At 67.9% G+C, this 17,605-nt stretch carries 19 protein-coding genes and 1 pseudogene; 8 read left to right on the top strand and 12 right to left on the bottom strand.

Annotation, left to right across the window (positions count from 1 at the left end):
* Positions 1-680: 680 nt before the first annotated feature.
* Positions 681-1,277: a hypothetical protein gene (locus FHX72_RS12705; RefSeq protein WP_183625593.1), complete on the top strand. Its 597-nt coding sequence runs from the start codon at positions 681-683 to the stop codon at positions 1,275-1,277.
* Between the two features lie 11 nt (positions 1,278-1,288).
* Here the strand turns inward: FHX72_RS12705 and FHX72_RS19745 are convergent, their stop codons facing one another.
* From FHX72_RS19745 to FHX72_RS12685, 4 genes are all read right to left on the bottom strand, one after another.
* Entirely contained in the window at positions 1,289-1,891 is a 603-nt protein-coding gene (locus FHX72_RS19745; RefSeq protein ID WP_338110129.1) for a helix-turn-helix transcriptional regulator, read from the bottom strand.
* A 12-nt stretch (positions 1,892-1,903) separates the two neighbouring features.
* Positions 1,904-2,965 (bottom strand): hypothetical protein, encoded by a 1,062-nt coding sequence (locus tag FHX72_RS12695; protein WP_183625591.1) that lies wholly within the window; start codon positions 2,963-2,965, stop codon positions 1,904-1,906.
* 132 nt (positions 2,966-3,097) lie between these two features.
* Positions 3,098-3,598 (bottom strand): hypothetical protein, encoded by a 501-nt coding sequence (locus FHX72_RS12690; protein ID WP_183625589.1) that lies wholly within the window; start codon positions 3,596-3,598, stop codon positions 3,098-3,100.
* A gap of 31 nt (positions 3,599-3,629) precedes the next feature.
* Positions 3,630-3,890, bottom strand: coding sequence for a hypothetical protein (locus tag FHX72_RS12685; RefSeq protein ID WP_183625587.1), 261 nt, complete (start codon positions 3,888-3,890; stop codon positions 3,630-3,632).
* Between the two features lie 195 nt (positions 3,891-4,085).
* Between FHX72_RS12685 and FHX72_RS12680 the strand changes: the two genes are divergently transcribed.
* Positions 4,086-4,325 carry a hypothetical protein gene (locus FHX72_RS12680; RefSeq protein WP_183625585.1) on the top strand — a complete coding sequence of 80 codons (240 nt, stop codon included), beginning with the start codon at positions 4,086-4,088 and terminating at the stop codon, positions 4,323-4,325.
* A gap of 69 nt (positions 4,326-4,394) precedes the next feature.
* On the opposite strand, the gene FHX72_RS12675 is transcribed toward FHX72_RS12680, so the two are convergent.
* From FHX72_RS12675 to FHX72_RS19950, 3 genes and pseudogenes are all read right to left on the bottom strand, one after another.
* Entirely contained in the window at positions 4,395-4,601 is a 207-nt protein-coding gene (locus FHX72_RS12675; RefSeq protein ID WP_068483660.1) for a hypothetical protein, read from the bottom strand.
* Between the two features lie 145 nt (positions 4,602-4,746).
* Positions 4,747-5,091 (bottom strand): hypothetical protein, encoded by a 345-nt coding sequence (locus FHX72_RS12670; RefSeq protein ID WP_068483663.1) that lies wholly within the window; start codon positions 5,089-5,091, stop codon positions 4,747-4,749.
* A gap of 272 nt (positions 5,092-5,363) precedes the next feature.
* Positions 5,364-6,556: pseudogene (locus tag FHX72_RS19950) on the bottom strand (IS3 family transposase).
* 482 nt (positions 6,557-7,038) lie between these two features.
* Here FHX72_RS19950 and FHX72_RS12650 point away from each other — a divergent pair.
* A complete protein-coding gene (locus FHX72_RS12650; RefSeq protein ID WP_068481774.1) occupies positions 7,039-7,488 on the top strand; it encodes a hypothetical protein in 450 nt (149 codons plus the stop codon).
* Between the two features lie 216 nt (positions 7,489-7,704).
* On the opposite strand, the gene FHX72_RS12645 is transcribed toward FHX72_RS12650, so the two are convergent.
* The 5 genes from FHX72_RS12645 to FHX72_RS12625 form a co-directional block, all read right to left on the bottom strand.
* Entirely contained in the window at positions 7,705-9,474 is a 1,770-nt protein-coding gene (locus FHX72_RS12645; RefSeq protein WP_183625579.1) for a glycoside hydrolase family 35 protein, read from the bottom strand.
* A 64-nt stretch (positions 9,475-9,538) separates the two neighbouring features.
* Complete coding sequence (locus FHX72_RS12640; RefSeq protein WP_338110128.1) at positions 9,539-10,486, bottom strand: sugar kinase; 948 nt, start codon at positions 10,484-10,486, stop codon at positions 9,539-9,541.
* Positions 10,483-11,124 (bottom strand): bifunctional 4-hydroxy-2-oxoglutarate aldolase/2-dehydro-3-deoxy-phosphogluconate aldolase, encoded by a 642-nt coding sequence (locus FHX72_RS12635; RefSeq protein WP_183625577.1) that lies wholly within the window; start codon positions 11,122-11,124, stop codon positions 10,483-10,485. Before FHX72_RS12635 ends, FHX72_RS12640 begins: the two co-directional genes overlap by 4 nt.
* Positions 11,121-11,870, bottom strand: coding sequence for an SDR family oxidoreductase (locus FHX72_RS12630; protein WP_183625576.1), 750 nt, complete (start codon positions 11,868-11,870; stop codon positions 11,121-11,123). Before FHX72_RS12630 ends, FHX72_RS12635 begins: the two co-directional genes overlap by 4 nt.
* Before the next feature lie 2 nt (positions 11,871-11,872).
* Positions 11,873-12,892 carry an alcohol dehydrogenase catalytic domain-containing protein gene (locus FHX72_RS12625; RefSeq protein WP_183625574.1) on the bottom strand — a complete coding sequence of 340 codons (1,020 nt, stop codon included), beginning with the start codon at positions 12,890-12,892 and terminating at the stop codon, positions 11,873-11,875.
* A gap of 134 nt (positions 12,893-13,026) precedes the next feature.
* On the opposite strand from FHX72_RS12625, the gene FHX72_RS12620 reads away from it, so the two are divergent.
* Genes FHX72_RS12620 through FHX72_RS12600 form a run of 5 tightly spaced genes read left to right on the top strand, consistent with a single transcriptional unit; the run spans position 13,027 to position 17,603 of the window.
* Entirely contained in the window at positions 13,027-14,091 is a 1,065-nt protein-coding gene (locus FHX72_RS12620; protein WP_183625572.1) for a TRAP transporter substrate-binding protein, read from the top strand.
* A gap of 3 nt (positions 14,092-14,094) precedes the next feature.
* The gene (locus tag FHX72_RS12615; protein ID WP_183625570.1) at positions 14,095-14,622 is read left to right on the top strand and encodes a TRAP transporter small permease subunit; all 528 of its coding nucleotides are present in this window, start codon (positions 14,095-14,097) and stop codon (positions 14,620-14,622) included.
* Positions 14,619-15,926, top strand: coding sequence for a TRAP transporter large permease (locus FHX72_RS12610; RefSeq protein ID WP_183625568.1), 1,308 nt, complete (start codon positions 14,619-14,621; stop codon positions 15,924-15,926). Before FHX72_RS12615 ends, FHX72_RS12610 begins: the two co-directional genes overlap by 4 nt.
* A gap of 43 nt (positions 15,927-15,969) precedes the next feature.
* On the top strand, positions 15,970-16,803 hold the full coding sequence (gene kduI, locus FHX72_RS12605) for a 5-dehydro-4-deoxy-D-glucuronate isomerase (RefSeq protein WP_183625566.1): 834 nt from the start codon (positions 15,970-15,972) through the stop codon (positions 16,801-16,803).
* Between the two features lie 26 nt (positions 16,804-16,829).
* Positions 16,830-17,603 (top strand): IclR family transcriptional regulator, encoded by a 774-nt coding sequence (locus tag FHX72_RS12600; RefSeq protein ID WP_183625564.1) that lies wholly within the window; start codon positions 16,830-16,832, stop codon positions 17,601-17,603.
* Positions 17,604-17,605 lie beyond the last annotated feature (2 nt).

Raw genomic sequence — 17,605 nt, 5'->3', positions numbered from 1 at the left:
GTCGTCGATGAGGGCGCCGGCTTCGTTCGGCTGCGCCGCCTCGAAGTCGAATCGGACGGGGCGCACGCGGCCGTCGTCCGGGGCAAAGTTCAGGTATTGTCGCGCGGCCGACCAACGTGGCTGGGCTTCCAGCACCGCGTCGGGCAGAGCGTTCACGACCTCTCGCATGGCGGATCTGGAAGTCCACAGGAGCGAGGACCAGTGTTGCTCGACCCCCTGGGTGACCGCATCCCAGTCACCTCGTGCCTGGGCGGCGACGATCAGTTCGATGGGTGCCGGCGCGACGGAGCGCCGTCGCCGGAGCATGCCCGTCGCATCGGTCGACCTCGGCAGACGGATGGGTGCTGTGTGCGTCCAGAAGGGAACTCGTCTCGTAAAAAATCGCGTCGATCCGGGTCGGGATGCGCGCGCTCCGGTCTCGGAACCTGGTCGGCGGGCCCGCCTCCTGCGGCAGGGCCAGCAGTCGGTGCGAGGCCGCCGCGAGAGTATCCCGACGCCGGCGCGGATTTCCTGAGGCCAGCCATCCCGCACTGCATGCATTTGCATTTATTGCAGCTACAAGCATATGGTGGTGAACGTCGTTCATTTACTTGCTGCCGGCTGATCCCGCGCAACGGTCTCTCGATCCCCGGCGAGCGCACCCCCACCCGAACGGCCAACACACCCCATCAGGAGCTTCCTTGCCATCCCCCAAACCCAATCCCGATCTCCAGCGCCGAGCACTACTCAGAGCGGCAGCCTGGTCGACGCCCATCCTCGCGGTCGCCGTCGCAGCCCCGCTCGCCGCAGCATCGCAAGAACTGGAGAAAGGCCTCCAGGGCTGGGTGGCCCTGACGACGACGCAGACCACGGAATGGGTACAGACCCCTTGGCCCCGCCGCGTCACGGTCAATCACCTCACGATCGACGGCAGCGGCACTCCCCCAGATCGTGGACTCTGGGTGACCGGCACGAGTCCCCGCACGAAGCTCGACGCCGCGAGCATCACCTTCTACGCGGATGCGAACGTCACGTGGGAGCCCGTGAGTGGCAACTCCGGCGCATGGTCGACCCCAATCCGGACAGGCTCAACTCGTATCGACGGCACCGATTGCTCCGTGTACGTGACCCGCTACCAGCGCCAGATCACGGCGACCTCGTCACAGACGAACCTCGACAACCAGCTCAAGTTCCGATCGGTGGAGAACACTGGCAGGACGCACGTCTGGGCGCGGCGATCGGTCACGGCGGACGGCCGCGAGGTCGCCTTCACGCGCGGCCCCGTCACCGTCGGCTGACCGCGAGGACCTTAGAGTCCCGTGTCCGCCCACAGCGCCGGATACTGAAGGGCGAATTCGACAGCCGCCTCACGCGACGAGACTCCGAGCTTCTTGAACAGACTCCTGGTCTGGGACTTGATGGTATTGCGTGAGACGTGCTCCTCCCCGGCGATCTCCTCGAGCGTGCTCGGGCTGAGCAGATGCCGCAGCACCACCCGTTCGCGGTCCGTGAGCTGCACATCGGGCAGTCGAGCGAACACGCGCGGATTCGCACGAGCACGCCGCTCCAACGCGAGCTCGTCGAGGTCGACACCGCTCCCCTCGAGCAGCGCTCCGAGCGCGTCATCATCGAAGCGGGTCAGCACAGAGAGCGGACCCTGCTCTGCAACGATCACGGCAAGCGAGCGGAACAGCTTCGTCGCCTGGTCCACGTGCCCCGTGTGCAGAAGTCCGGAGACCGATGCGGCCATCATTTCGGCACTCCCCCGAAGACTCTCGGCCCGCGTCAGGCATTGCGCCGAATCCGCGACCACCTGTGCGTCGTTCCGCGAGTTCGCCATCATCCACACGCTGAAGACTCGAGCCGACTCCGCCGCCGGATGCGCGTGCACCTCTTCCAGGGCAGCGACCACCTCCGCGGCACCTTAGACATCGTTCACCGCAAGGAGAATGGCCGAGGCCGAGTAATGCAGCGCCCACGCGTTCAGGCCGCTCGCGGAGAGATACGGCCCCCTCGCCTGAACCGCAGCGCGATTACGGATGAGCTGTGCGTACGCGTCACCGAAGAACACCTCGGCTCGTGACACGACGTACAGGCGCAGCGCCCACTGCTCAGGCGCGACCTCGTCGCCGGGGTCGACGGTGAGCGCCGCCCGCGCCGCGTCTTCATCAAGCTCGTCGATCGCGATGTTCGCCGCGGCGAGTGCACCCATGGCCGTGACCTGGTCCGTGGCCACATCCGCCGCAGCCCCACCTGTTTCCGCGTCAATCGGCTGTCGCGCCAACCAAGCCCTGGCGGCCTGCAGATCGCCATTCAGGCTGTGGATGAACGCCAGCGACCCGGCGGCTTCCGTTGCAGTCCTCGAATTGTCGAACGTGATCGCGTCGTCGAAGGTCGCCTCGAACTGGACGGCCGCCTCCCTCGTCGCCCCTGCGAGCAAGAGACTGATGGCCCACTGCACGCGCAGGTCAGCGAGCACAAGACGAAACTCCGCGACCGCATCCGAAGGCGCGCCCCCTTCACGAGCGATCGCCTCCCGAGCCGCGTCAGCCGCCTGCCGAAAACGTCCATGGCTGCGTTCGGACGCCGCCCTGCTCGTGAGCTGCGCGAGGGCATCCAGCAGCTCACCCGTCAGGGCCGACGAGCCTTCGTGCGTCTCGAACTTCACCGGCCGAAACCCACCCCCCTGCGGGGAGTAGTTGAGGAACTCTCGGGCAGTCGCCCACCGCGGTTGCGCATCCAGCACCGCGTCGGGAAGCGCGTTCACCGCCGCTCGGACGGTCTCGCGGGACGAGCGGAGCAGCGACGACCAGTTCTCGCCGATGAGCGAAGTCACCGCCTGCCAGTCGTCAGCGGCGAGCGCCTGATGGATGCGCTCTGTCACCGAGCGGGCTTCAGTGAGAGAAGCGCCTGCATCCTTGGACGCACTAACCACGAGTTCGGCGTCGACGACGACCGGGAGCGGGATAGGAGCGGTGTGCGTCAACAGCGACCTCGTTTCGTCATGGTGAGAGGACTCGCGAGAAGTGGACCGTGGAGCAAGCCTGTCTCGAAGACCGACCACGTGAGCCTAAGGACTGGAACCGCGACCGGCAACGGCCCGGGGAATCGGGCGAAGCTAGGCGATCGACTCGAGGAGGACGAGCTCCTCCTCAGGTGCAGCCGAGCTCGCATCCGACTCGCCCACTGGTGCCGCTACCGCCTCTGTACCTGACGCCTGCACATTCGGAGCTGCGGAAAGCAGCGATCGCGGCGAACCGCCGGACGTGTACGACGTCGTGGGCAGCAACTCGTTGTTCCCTCCCACCAGACGCCGGAAGGAGAAGACCTCACCGTCGATCGTCACGAAGCGGTCGATGTAGCGGGTTGGGTCCTGCTTGTCGACGGCGCCGGACACGAAGCCAAAATCGTTGTCGATCAACGCTCGCGTGCCCGTCCGCGACGGCATCCCGGAGAAGTCGGCCCGGTAGCTGTGGAAGGTCTTCCGCCCGATCTTCATGCTGCCCACGAGCGTCAGATTCGTCCACGATGCGCCGGACTTGGTGAAGGTGGGCGCACCCGCGTCGACCTCGAGGTGGAACACGATGTGGATATCGGCGAGCTTCGTCTTTGCCGTCACGTCATTCACCCAGAGACCGCGCTTGGGGTAGTCACCGGTAGCGTCCAGCGAAACGACTCGCTGCGTCGCCCACTCCCACCCCCCAGCGGCCGCGCACGCGGACCTGCACCTGCTTGACGCTGAAGAGAATCCAGCCATTGAGTCCAGGGACGACGTCGGGCTGCGACGTCGCGCGGGCGGGGGCCGCTGCGGCGAAAGCGATGACGGGGGTGGACCAGGCTGCTGCTCGCAGCGCCGCACGGCGATCGAATCTGCTCGCGGGGGTCGGATTCTGGGGGCTGTTCGCAGTCATTTTCCACTCCTAAGTGATGCTGACTGCACAACACTAGGAATTCACCTGACACACACCGACCGTTCAGTGGGTGAAGCAGTGGCTGAAAAATCACGAAAGCGGTGGGGTGAAATTCACCGGACATGACTGAATTTACGGGGAACTGCGGGCACACGGATTGAGCAGAGAAAGCACTCGGCCGGCAACGCCGTCGACGTGCTCGCGCAGCACGCCACCTCGGATCCCGTCACCAATGAGCTCGCCTTCCAGCTCGCCCTTGAGCCGTTCGGAGCCCCGGACACGGAACTCGACGAGAGCATCGAGGACAGTCACATCCTCGGCGCGGCGCTCCTCAACCAGAGCTGGCTCGCGGGCCAGCTCGCGCAGGCGACGGGCACCGATCTGGCGACCGTCATCAGCAACCTGCGGGACTACATCGGCCGCATCGAGCGGTAGCCGACGCTCGACGAGGGCCGGCGCCCAGCATCAGCTGACCACCGGCCCTCGAACCACGCGTACTCGCTGCTACGACCGCGTGCCGTCTGCGCTGGCGCCTCCTGCGCCGACGCTGCCCTCATCTGAGGTCAGCGGCTGGTCAGTGCCAAGCGCCTCCGCGATCGCACCGTCAGCGGTCGCGCCACCGGCGCCCACACTCCCCTCGTCGGTGGTCTCGTCGTTGAACTCATTACTGCCCTCGTGGTCATGTGTGCGAGGAGTATCTGCGTGCGACATCGTGTTCCTTCCTGGCGGCCGCAGCCGCGGGGGTCGTGGGGGTCGTGAGCGCGCCGGCCGGGGGTCGGGCGCACCCCACAGTGCTCCGTGCATCCTGTGGTCGCCTGGGTACTCCCCGGACACGGGCTGAACGACAGGCCTGTGGCTACGAGAGCCAGAGCAGGCTGACAACCACCCAGACGACAAGCAGCACAATCATCGCCGCGGACGCAAACAGCGTCGAGATCGTCGCCGTGCGGTTGATGCGTTGCGCACGCTCCACGCGGCCGACGAGGTCGAGCGGCAGTCGGCTGCCGGCACGAAGCCGCATCGCGGCGGCCGCCCAGACCGCCACGACGAACAGCACGGCGATACTGACAACGGCGCCCGTGACCATGAGGTCGAGAGACGAAGGGAACACGTGAACGGCCGGCGACTCAACTGGCAGTGCCAAAAGCGAGTGCAAGCTGCTCGCGTCGAGCGCGAGCGGCTGGGAGAACGGGAGGCGCATGGGACCTGGCTTTGCGTCGGGGGCGTCGGGCTGACCTGCTCAGATCACCCCGCCGACGGGGCCCTGCCCCAGGGGCGTCAACGATGCGCGACGCCCAGGCGGGGGAACGAGCCAGGGGCCCGCGGCGGGTTCCCCAGTCTCCTCCGCCCCAGCAATATCGCCCGACTCCTGGCGCAGGAGCGCCTCCCCCGCTACCCTGGCCCGCCGCCCCGAACCGATCGCGCCCTTCCCACCTGAGGCTGACCCCGATTCCCGGACAGGTGGTTGGTTGGTCAGGCTGCCAGCGCGAGCTGGCGTCGTTCGTACTCTAGCGGGCTGAGGTAGCCGATGGCGGAGTGTCGGCGACGGGCGTTGTACCAGCCATCGATCCAGACGTAGGCGCCGCGTCGCGCGGCGTCGATCGTGGCGAAGGCGTGCCGGTGATAGTACTCGTTCTTGAACGTTGACCAGAACGATTCCGCGGCGGCATTGTCCCAGCACACCCCGGTGCGGCCCATCGACCGCAGCACGCCAAGCTCCTTCGCTGCTTTCGCGAGCTGCGCGCTGGTGTACTGGGTGCCTCTATCGGCGTGGAAGATCACCTTCCGCGGCAGGTGACCGCGCAGCGCGACCGCCTGGCGCAGCGCGTCTTCGACGAGGTCGGTGTGCAGGCTGTCGCCGACGGTCCGGCCCAGGACGCGGCGGGTGTTCCCGTCCCTGACGACGCACAGATACGCCCATCCCTCACCGGTGTGCAGCTACGTGATGTCGGAGAACCAAGCGACGTCGCGTTCACCCTTGTCAAACTGCCGCTCCACCAGGTCGGGGACAGGGAACGGATCCTCACCATGGACGGTCATCGGTGGATGCCAGGTAGCGGGGCTGATCCCCGTGACACCGTCTACCTGCATGAGTTTCGCGACCGTCTTGCGCGAGACCACCACCCCGGCGTCCTGCAGATCAGCATGGATCCTTGGCGCCCCATAGGTCCCGTCAGACGCGGCATGGAACTCACGGATCTGCACCGTCAGTTCCGCCGCTCGCTGCTGCCGTGGCGACGGGCCGGCAGCTATCCGGGCCCGCCACTCGTAGTACCGGCGCCGGTCCACCCCGAGCAGCGCACACATCCGTGTCACCGTCATCGTCGTCTGATTGGCCTTCTCCGCCTCGATCACCGCGAACCGTTCCTCGGGTTCTGCTTCGATGCGAAGAAGGCCGCCGCTTTTCCCAGGAACTCGTTGTCCATCCGCAGATCCTGATTCTCGCGGCGTAACCGTTCAAGCTCGGCGCGCTCGTTCAGATCCAGCGACGTGTCGGCCTCACCGCCTGTGCGCGCTCGTTCGGCGTGCACCCACCGGCCCAACAACTGCTCACCGACACCGATCTCGCGCGCTACCGCCGCGACGGTCCGACCCGTGTCGATCACCAGATGTGCGGCCTCACGTCGATACTCCGGCGTGTATGTTTTTCTCTTGCTCGTGCCCATCAAGGACATCCTCCCCGACGGGCCCGCAAACACACGGATCCCGCCTGGTCAGTGTCCGGAATCCGGGGGCAACCTCACACCCCAATGCCTCTGTCCCGTGTCAATTTAGGGGCGAAGTCACGCGAGCCGCGGGGCTACCGCCCGCGGCAGCCCCGCAAACATGGGCCTCCAGCCAGGTCCCGGAACGTGCGGACAGCACTTCGCCCTTAAATTGACAGGCGGACACGGCGAGGCAAGGAAAAGACGGCGTGAGGCGGGGCGGAGGCGTGAAGCGGGGCGGAGGCGTGAGGCGGGGCGGGGGCGTGAGAGGCAGCACAAGAGACGACCTCGGGCCGCTTGCGACCCCGAGGTCGTCTCCTGGCCAAAACGCAGCTCCGGGCGCCGGCAACAGCACTTCGCCACACCTTTCACCCGACGCCACGCCTCACGCGCCCGACGCCGCCGCGCCCACGGCCGCGAGCTCCGCAGAGTTGTGGCCAAGCGTGGTCCCCGAGGAGCTGAACAGCATCTCGCCACACCTCTCCGCGGTCGATGCCGACGCGACGGACGCGACGTCCTCCTTCGCCGCGCCCGCACCCGCACCCGTGGTTCACGACCAGGCGGCCGCGCACCGCGCAAACTTCGGTGACAAAACGACCCGATCGGTGCAGCTTCGCCTCCTCATCGCGGGAACAGTCACCGAAGTTGGAAGCGGCGTCGTCGTCACCCCCACGCAGCGTGTCCCGCGCCTCCACATCACCTGGGCCGCAAGCGCCGCCGCAACCCTCACACCAATCGAGCTCGACGACCCGATGCTCGCCGACGTGTGGGGCCCTAGACTCGTGCGACTCGACCTCGATGTCGCCGACCGGTCAACGATGACCATCACCGTGCGCCAAGAGCACTCGACATTGCCCTTCGGGGACACCGAACCTGTGGGGGTCACAGCATGATGGAACCGGGATCACGGCTTGCCGCCGAGCGGCGGGATCTCATCCTCGAGCGACTGCTCGCGTCCGGCGCGGTGCGAGTCGCCGAGCTGACCGAGGAGCTCGACGTCACGCCGCATCCCGAACACTGCCAGTCGAAGCGCCGCTTACGCAGCCGCAGAACGGCGCTTTGACTGGCGGTGATGCGAGGGGTGCGAGGGCGCGGCCGATGGGCGCGGGCTATTCCTCGAGGGGGCCGAGGACGGGGGCCGAGACGAAGCTCGCGACAGACGACGCCGTGACCTCGAGCTCGATGACCGCGATCGTGTTCATCCCAGCGCGGAGCACCGAGCGGGGCACGTAGAGCGTGTGCTGGGGCCCACTCCGCCAGTACCGGCCGAGCAGGAACCCGTTCACGAGCGCGTATCCCTTGCCCCACTTCGAGGTGTCGAGGTAGAGGTCGCTTGGCGCATCCAGGTGGAACTCGCCGCGGAGGCCTGAGAGCCCCGCAGGCAATCCGGCCTCGGCGAAGGGCGCGGCGTCGGCGGCACCCGCATCGGCGATCGCGACTCCGGCGGCGGCGACGTCGATGGGTGTCGCCGTCCAGCCTTCGAGGGGCGCCCCGTCGAGGAGCGGCGTGCCGATGATGCCCTTCTCCTCGCCGATGCGCTCGGCGTAGTTCACGCGCCCCTGCTCCTCGACGAGCACTCGCAGGCGTCGGCCAGGCGGGACGACGATGGCCGTCTCGTGGAGGGTGCGCGAAAGCGTGCCGATCGGGATGCCATCCACCGACAGCCACGCGTGGTCACGCACCTCCTCGAACTCGAGCAAGCGAGGCGCGGATGCAGCTGCGGCAGGCAGCTCGACTTCGTAGCTCACGAGGGCGCTCAGGTGCTCGAGCGCGTCGAAGGACGGCGGGGCGGCATGCGCGACGGTCGAGGGGGACGGGAGCCACGCATCCGCCGTCACGACGGAGAGCTGGGCCGACAACTCGGGCGCTGGCACGGCGGCCACCGGCGACTCGGCAGGCACGGCCGCGTACTTCGCGATGACCTCCTTGAACGCGAAGTACTTGGCCGTGGGGTTGCCGGCCTCGTCGAGCGGGGCGTCGTAGTCGTAGGACGTTGCGATCGGCAGGTAGCGACCCTTGTGGTTTGCGCCGTTGGTGAGCCCGTAGTTGGTGCCGCCGTGGACCATGTAGAAGTTCACGGATGCTCCGGCCGCGAGGAGCGCGTCGAGCTCGCGCGCCGCATCCTGCACGCTCGTCGTGTGGTGGAAGGCGCCCCACCAGTCGAACCAGCCGTCCCAGAACTCGGCACACATGAGCGGTCCGGTCGGCTGGTGGCGGCGGAGCGTGGCGAGACGTTCGTCGGCGCGCGACCCGAACGAGCCCGTGAGGTGCACACCGGCGACGCTGCCGTCGCTCAGCATGTGGTCGGTGGGCTGGTCGATCGTGGTGAGCGGCACGGCGATGCCGGCATCTCGCGTGATCTCGACGAGCCGCTCGAGGTAGGCGGTGTCGTTGCCGTAGGCGCCGTATTCGTTCTCGATCTGCACGAGCACAACCGGTCCGCCGTGCGTGATCTGCCGCGGCACGACGATGTTGTACACACGGCGAAGGTACGTCTCGACTTCGGCGAGGTACGCGGGTTCCGACCGGCGCAGCCCGATGCCAGGCATCGCGGTGAGCCACGTCGGCAGGCCACCGTTGTGCCACTCGGCGCAGATGTAGGGGCCTGGGCGCACTATGGCGTGCATCCCCTCGGCGGCGACGAGGTCGAGGAAGCGTCCGAGGTCGTTCCACCCTGTCGCGTCCCACTCCCCCTTGCGGGGCTCGTGCGCGTTCCACGCCACGTAGGTCTCGATGGCGTTGAGGCCCATGAGCTTCGCCTTGTGGATGCGGTCGGCCCACTGCTCAGGATGCACGCGGAAGTAGTGCAGGGCCCCGGAGAGCACTCGGTGCGGTGCACCATCCAGGAGGAAGTGCTCTTCGCCGATCTCGAAGGTCATGTGGGCAAGCTCCAGTCTTCTGTCTGCGTCGGCAGGGTTCGGGTTCGATGACGAGCGGGCGGATTCAGCGCAGGACGGCGTCGCCGGAGCCTTCGACGAGCCCCTGCACGTCACCCCAGCTGGGCTGCGATTCCCAGTCGCCGTCGCTGCGGCACGCGCAGGCGCCGCACGCGGCGGCGGTGAGCAGACGCTGCTCGAGGGTGCCGCCGCGGGTGAGCTCGACGAGGTAGCCGGCCGCGAACGCGTCGCCGGCGCCGACGGTGTCGACGACGTCCACGCGGTAGGCGGGCACTTCGAGTTCGAGTTCCCCGTCGACGCCGGATGCGCCGTGCTCGCCGCGCTTGATGAGCACCTGGGTCGGCCCGAGGGCCTGCAGGGCGCGGGCCTGTTCGAGCGGGGTCCCGCCGCCGACGATCATGGCGGCCTCGTCGTCGCCGGCGAAGACGATGTCGCTGAGCGCGACGAGCTCCCGGTAGCGAGGCGCGGCCTGCTCGGCCGACCAGAGCTTGCTTCGGTGGTTGACGTCGAACGACACGGTCACGCCGTGCTCGCGGGCGAGGCGGACGGCGCTCAGCACAGTCTCGGCGGCGCTGTCGCTGAGGGCGAGGCTGATGCCGGTGACGTGCAGCACGTCGGCGCCGGCGACGACGTCGCTTGGAACATCCGCCGGGGTGATGCGGCTGCCCGCGAATCCGTGCCGGTAGTAGGTGACGCGGCTGTGGCCGGGGCGGGGCCGGTCTTTGATCATGAGCGCGGTCGGCGCATCCGGGTCGATCGTCGCGTGCAGCTGCACCTGCTCGGCCCTGAGCGTGCGGCGGATGCGGTTGCCGATCGCGTCGTCGCCGAGGCGTCCGATCCAGGCGGCCTCGCAGCCGAGGCGTACGGCGGCGATCGCGACGTTGCTCTCGGCGCCGCCGAAGCTCATCTCGGCCTCTGACTGCAGGTCGAAGCCGCCGGCGCGGCGCGCGAGCACAAGCCCGAGCGCCTCGCCGATGGTGACGATGCCGCTCACGCGGCGGCCGCCTTGGCCTGCATCACAGTGGCGGCGATCGCCGCGGCTTCGCGGGCCGCGGCGGCAACAGCCTCGGCCCCGGCGTCGAGCAGCTTCGTGCTGCCGAGCCAGCTGCCGCTGACAGCGAAGACGGCCGGATGCTCGAGGTGCTCGGCGAGGTTCGCCGGCGTGATTCCGCCGCTCGGCATGAACGTGATGTCGCGGAACACGGACGCGTACGCGCCGAGCAGCGACAGGCCGCCGAACGCGCCCGCCGGGAAGAGCTTGAGTTGCGTGAGCCCCAGCGCGCGGGCGGCGGTGATGTCGGTGGGCGTGAGTGTGCCGGGGAGCACGGGGACGCCAGCGCGCTGCCCTGCGCGGACCACGTCGGCGGACAGGCCGGGCGATACGAGGAACTGGGCACCAGCATCCAGGGCCTGCTGCGCCTGCTCGACATCGAGCACCGTGCCCGCGCCGACAACCAGGTCGGGGCGTCCGGCGATGTGGCGCATCGCGGCGAGCGCCCCGTCGCCGCGCAACGCGATCTCGACGATGCCGATGCCGCCCTCGACGAGCCCGTCGGCGAGAGCCTCAGCCTGCGCGATCGTGCTCGGCGTGGAAAGCGGGACGACGGGGTGCCCGTCGAGGACGGTGCTCATCGTGCGAGCCACCCGCCGTCGACGGGAAGGACGACCCCCGTGACGTAGGCGGCCGCGGGGCTCGCCAGGAACACGGCGACGCCGCCCAGGTCTTCGGCCTCGCCCCAGCGGCCGGCGGGAATTCGCTCGAGGATCGAGCGCGAGCGGTCGCTGTCTTCGCGCAGCGCCTCGGTGTTGTCGGTGGCGATGTAGCCGGGGGCGATGGCGTTGACGGTCACGCCGCGCGCGGCCCACTCGTTGCTGAGCGCGTGCACGAGGCCGGCGATGGCCGACTTCGACGCCGTGTAGCCGGGCACGTTGATGCCGCCCTGGAAGCTGAGGAGGCTCGCGGTGAAGATGATTCGCCCTTCGGCCCGCTCGAACATGGCGCCGCCGACGATCTGGCTCAGCACGAACTGGCTGGAGAGGTTGACCTGGATGACCTCGTCCCACCAGTCAAGCGAGTGCTCGGCGGCGGGGGCGCGGCGGATGATGCCCGCGTTGTTGACGAGGATGTCGGCGTGCTTGACGGCCTCGCCGAACTGCTGGACGGCAGCGCGGTCGCCGAAGTCGACGGCGTGGCCTTCGAAGCTGCGGCCGAGGGTGCGGACGCGCGCGCCGACCTCGCCGCCGTCCGCCTCCTGCTGCGAGGAGGCGCCGATGATGTCCGCGCCGGCTTCCGCGAGCGCGGTGGCGATGCCGAGTCCGATGCCGCGGCGGGCGCCGGTGACGACGGCGGTCTTTCCTGTGAGATCGAAGCTGTTCATGGTTAGCCTTCCTGGACGTTGACGAGGATCTTCATGGCGGCGGCGCCAGAGAGCTGATCGAAGGCCGACTGGGTCTCGCTCAGACCGACGACGCTCGTGATGAGCTCATCCGCTGGCACGGCCCCGGCCGCGAGGAGCTCGACGGCCCGCTCGAAGTCGGCGCGTTCGTAGACGCGGGCGCCGATGAGCTCGAGCTCGCGCCAGAAGACACGGTGGAGGTTCATCGGCACGGGGTTCGGGTGGATGGCGACCAGCACGACGCGTCCGCGCACCTTGGCGTAGTCGACGGCGGTGAGCGCGGTCACTGCGACTCCGGCGACCTCGAAGACGACGTCGGCGCCGGCCGAGCCGGTGGCCTCGTCGATGATGGCGACGGCGTCGCTGGAGACGGGGTCGATCGTGCGGGCGCCGAGGCGCTCGGCGAGGGCGCGGCGTTCCGCGTTGGGTTCGATGACGTAGACGACGGCGCCGGTCTCGGCGGCAACCCGTGCGATGAGCTGTCCGATGGGCCCGCCGCCGATGATGACGGCCGTCTCGCCTGCAGCGAGTCGTGAGCGCGAGACGTCGTGGCAGGCGACGGCGAGCGGCTCGACCAGGGCGGCGTGCTCGAGGGAGAGGCCGGCGGGGAGCGGCACGACGAGGTCTTCGCGCACGGTCCAGAGTTCCTGGAGAGAACCGGGCGAGTCGATGCCGACGAAGTTGAGCTTTTGGCAGATGTGCGCGTTGCTGGCCTTGCACGCCGGGCATTCGCCGCACCAGTCGAGTGGCATCACGGTGACGTTGTCGCCGGGGGCGACCGAGGTGACGCCCTCGCCGACAGCTTCGATCGTGCCGCTCATCTCGTGGCCGATCGCCTGCGGGATGTCGACACGCGAATCCATCGATCCGTGGAGGACGTGCAGGTCGGTTCCGCAGATGCCCGTGTAGGCGACCCGGATCTGTACCTCGCCCCGACCGGGCGCTTGGGGCTCGACCTCGTTGACGACGATGCGGTGTTCCCCGCTGTACTGCGCTGCTCTCACGCCCATGCTCCTTTGCCTGGTGGAACTTATTTCCATTTCAAGGTCCGACTGGCGGAACTTGGTTTCATCTGGCTACTATAGCGGTCGTGGCGAGCGCGAACGCAAGTGCCGCCAGTACTCAACGAGGAGGAACCATGCGGATCAACAAGATCAGCAAGATCGGCGCCATCGCAGGCGTCGCAATCGCAGGACTGGCCCTCAGCGCATGCTCCGGCAGCGGTGCCGGCGGTGCCGGCGGTGGCGCTGAAGGCGGGGCGGAACCGGGCGTCGGCGAGCTCATGGGCAGCGAGAAGGCGTTCCGTGTCGCCTTCAACCAGAGCGTCGAGCACCCGCAGGCACAGGCGCTGCTCGAGTTCTCCGACGAGCTGTACGAGGCGACCGATGGCCGCTTCTCACTCGATCTCTACACCGACGAGGTGCTCGGCGACCAGGCATCCACGATCGAGCAGGTGCAGTCGGGCACCATCGACTTCGCGATGATCGCCGGGTCGCTGCTTGAAAACTTCGAGCCCGACTTCTCCGTGGTGAACCTCCCCTACCTCTACGACTCGCCCGAGCACCAGATGCAGGTGCTCAACGACGAAGAGATCATGGGTGACCTGTACGGCGCAGTCGAGGACGACAGCATCAAGGTGCTGTCCGCGTTCCACGGCGGCGTGCGCAACGTGTACTCCAGCAAGGGCGCCGTTGAGACCCCCGCCGACCTCGCCGGACAGAAGATCCGCGTCATCGGCTCCGACACGAACGTCAAGATGATGGAGCTCATGGGCGGCGTCGGCACGCCGATGGCCCAGGGTGAGGTCTTCACGGCCATCCAGTCGGGCGTGCTCGACGGTGCCGAGAACAATGAGCTCATCTACTCGAGCCTCTCGCACGACGAGATCGCACCGTTCTACTCGCAGACGCAGCACCTCATGATGCCCGACTACCTCATCGCGGGCACCACGGTGTGGGATGGCATCGAGCCCGACGTGCAGGCCACGATGACGGACCTGCTCGCAGCGAGCTCCGACCGTGAGCTCGAGCTCTTCGCCGAAGCAGTCGACGCCGCCAAGGGCGAGGCTGAAGAGGCCGGGGCCACGTTCAACGAGGTCGACGTCGAGACGTTCCGCGAGGCGACGCTTCCGCTCCACGAGGAGCGCGTCACGAACGAGCGCACGCAGGCTATCTACGACGCCATCGAAGCAGCGAGGAGCTAGCTCGTGAAGCAAGCCGTCGCCGCAGTCGAGCTGTGGTTCGGACGCATCCTGACAGCACTCGTCATCGCGCTCTTCGGCGTGCTGCTGCTGCTCGTGGTGTGGCAGGTCTTCACCAGACTCGTGCTGAACGCGCCAAGCGCGTGGACCGAGGAAGCCGCCCGCTTCACCTTCGTCTGGGTCAGCTTCATCGGCATCGCCGTTGTCGTCGGCCAGAAGGCTGACGTCGTCATGGACTTCCTCGTCGAGCGCCTGCCGAGGCAACTCCAGCGCGGAGCCGACATCGTCGCCTACCTCGCGACCCTCGCGTTCGTCCTCTACGCCCTCGTCTACGGCGGCGGCAAGCAGGCGATCCTCGCCTGGGGGCAGTCCAACCCCATCCTCCCGGTGACGCAGGGCCAGCTCTACCTGGCCCTACCCATCGCGGGAATCCTCTTCTCGCTCTACATCGTCCTGCACATCTCACGCACGCTCTCGCCCGGCTACTCGGTCAGGTCGCGTGGGCACGAGGACCCGGAGGCCGCATCCATATGATCGAGCCAGGTCTCATCGCACTGATCCTCGTCGGCGGGCTCGTCCTGCTGCTCGCGCTCGGGGCTCCCATCTCCATCAGCATCGGATTGCCCTCGGCGCTCTGCATGCTCCTCATCCTCGGCTTCGACAACGGAGCCATCACCAGCGCGCAGCAGATGTTCCGCGGCGCCAACTCGTTCGCTCTGCTCGCGATCCCGTTCTTCGTCTTAGCCGGCGTCATCATGAACAACGGCGGCATAGCGGAACGGCTCATCAATCTCGCCCGAGTGCTCGTCGGGCGGATGCCCGCACCGCTCGCGCAGACGAACGTCATCGCGAACGCGATCTTCGGCACCGTCTCCGGCTCCGCCGTCGCGACGGCCTCCGCGGTCGGCGCCACGATGGCGCCCATGCAGAAGAAGGACGGCTACGACCCCGCGTTCTCCACCGCAGTGAACGTCGCCTCAGCCCCCGCCGGCATGATCATCCCGCCGAGCAACACGCTCATCATCTACTCGCTGGCAGCGGGTGGCACGTCGGTCGGCGCCTTGTTCGTCGCTGGCTACATCCCTGGTGCCCTGTGGGCGCTCGCCTGCGCCGTGGTCGTCTTCTTCTACGCCCGCAAGCACCCGGAGCTGCGCGGTAGGCCGCTGCCCGCGTTCGGCATCATCCTCGGCACCTTCCTGAAGGCTCTCCCGGCGCTCGGCCTCATCGTCGTCGCCATCGGCGGTATCGTCGCCGGGTTCTTCACCCCGACCGAAGGCTCGGCCGTCGCCGTCGTCTACGCCCTGCTGCTGTCGTTCATTTACCGGACGGTGTCCGTGAAGGACCTGCCGCGCCTCCTCTTCGAGTCCGCGCGAACCAGCTCCATCGTGATCTTCCTGATCGCCGTGTCCTCGATCATGGCGTTCGTCATGACCTACGCTCGCCTTCCGCAGCTACTCGCTGACACGCTCTTCGGCTGGACGGACTCCAAGGTCGTCGTGCTGCTCATCATGATGATCGTGCTGATCATCATCGGCATCCCGCTCGACCCGACCCCCGCCATCCTGATCTTCACGCCGATCTTCCTCCCCATCGCGATCTCCTACGGCGTCGACCCCGTGCACTTCGGCATCATGATGGTCATGAACCTGTCGATCGGTGTGATCTCACCGCCTTCGGCGCCCGTGCTGTTCGTCGGAGCGCAAGTCGCGGGAGTGAGACTCGAGCCAGTCATCATCCGCCTCCTCCCGTTCCTGCTCGCGCTCATCGTCGTCCTGTTCCTGGTCGTGTTCGTGCCGCAGCTCTCGCTCTGGCTGCCTGGCCTCTTCGGCCTGGTCTGACCCGACCCTTCCTGATCTGAACCCCTCAACGAAAGGCATCCCCTTGTCTCACCAGTACCGCCCCGGCCGCCCGGAAGACATCCCCACCCTCGACCAGCAGGCGCTCCGTGACCGCTACCTCGTCGAGCAGCTCCTCACGCCCGGCGAGATCCGCGTCGTCTCGACGCACTTCGACCGCGTCGTCACGGTTGGCACCGTCCCGACGGATGCACCGCTCACGCTCGAGACGGTGGATGAGCTCCGCAGCGTCAACTTCCTCGACCGCCGCGAGATCGGCATCGTCAACACGGGCGGCACCGGCACGGTCGTCGCCGACGGCGAGCGCTACGAGCTCGCCAAGACGGCGGTGCTGTACCTCGGCCGCGGCACCGTCGACGTCACCTTCGAGAGCGACGACGCCGCCGACCCCGCCAAGTTCTACGGCTTCAGCGCGCCGGCGCATACTGCGTTCCCGAACACGCTCGTAACGCCGGAAGAGGGCACGATCCGAGAGCTCGGCGACCAGGTCACCTCCAACCGCCGTACGCTGCGCCAGTGCATCCACGAGAACGGCGTCAAGAGCTGCCAGATCGTCATGGGCGTCACAAGCCTGCACGCCGGCAGCATGTGGAACACCATGCCAGCCCACACCCACGACCGCCGCACCGAGGTGTACCACTACTTCGACCTCGACGACGATCAGCGGGTTGTGCACCTCATGGGCGACCCCACGGAGACGCGCCACCTCATGGTCGCGAACGGCGACGTCGTGCTCTCACCGAGCTGGTCCCTGCACTCGGGAGTAGGATCTTCCAGCTACTCGTTCGTTTGGGCGATGGCCGGCGAGAACCAGTCGTTCGACGACATGGACTCCGTGCCGATCACAGCGATGCGGTGACAACGACAGATGCGAGGGTGATCAGGATGGACGATCTGGACCGGTCACCGGCTCCGTCGGCGGGTGCCAGCGAGAAGACGCTGCTGGTGCTCGCCGCGGCCCTCGCGCATCCGCGCTTCACGGACATCGTCGCCGAGGCTGGCCTCGCGAAGGCGACCGTGCACCGCATCCTTGGCACCCTCGTCGCGCAGGAGTACCTCGGCGGGGGCGCCGAGCAGGGGTACCGGGCTGGCCCGAACCTGCTCGCGCTTGCCGGGCGTGCGCTCTCGAGCGTCGACATCTCGCAGGTCGCCTCCCCCATCGTCGAAGAGCTGGCCGCGAAGGTCGACTGCACGATCCACGTGGGCGTCGCCACGGACAGCGAGATGGTCTACGTCATCCGGCGCGACGCCGCGAAGCCGTACCGCATGCGCTCGCGCGTGGGGCTCGGCGTCCCGATGCACAGCTCGGGGATGGGGAAAGCCGTGCTCGCCGACTGGGCGCCGGAGCGGGTGGATGCACTCGCCGCTCGGGTCGGCCTGCCGCGGCGCACCGACCTCACGATCACCGACCTCGACGCGCTGCACGAAGAGCTCGACCGGGTCCGCGAACGCGGCTACTCCACCGACCTTGGCGAGAACGAGGTGGGCACGGTCTGCGTGTCTGCGCCCATCCGCGACCACACGGGCGCCGTCACCTACGGGCTGTCGGTGTCGTCGATCGAACTCGAGTACCCGGGCCGCACCATCGAAGAGCTCGCGCCCATCGCGATCGCCGCCGCCGAGCGCATCTCACGGGAACTCGGGGCGCCAGAGGCGTAGGG

It is taken from the genome of Pseudoclavibacter helvolus, assembly GCF_014191305.1.
Lineage (GTDB): Bacteria > Actinomycetota > Actinomycetes > Actinomycetales > Microbacteriaceae > Pseudoclavibacter > Pseudoclavibacter helvolus.
This window is presented reverse-complemented; position numbering and strand designations above follow the sequence as displayed.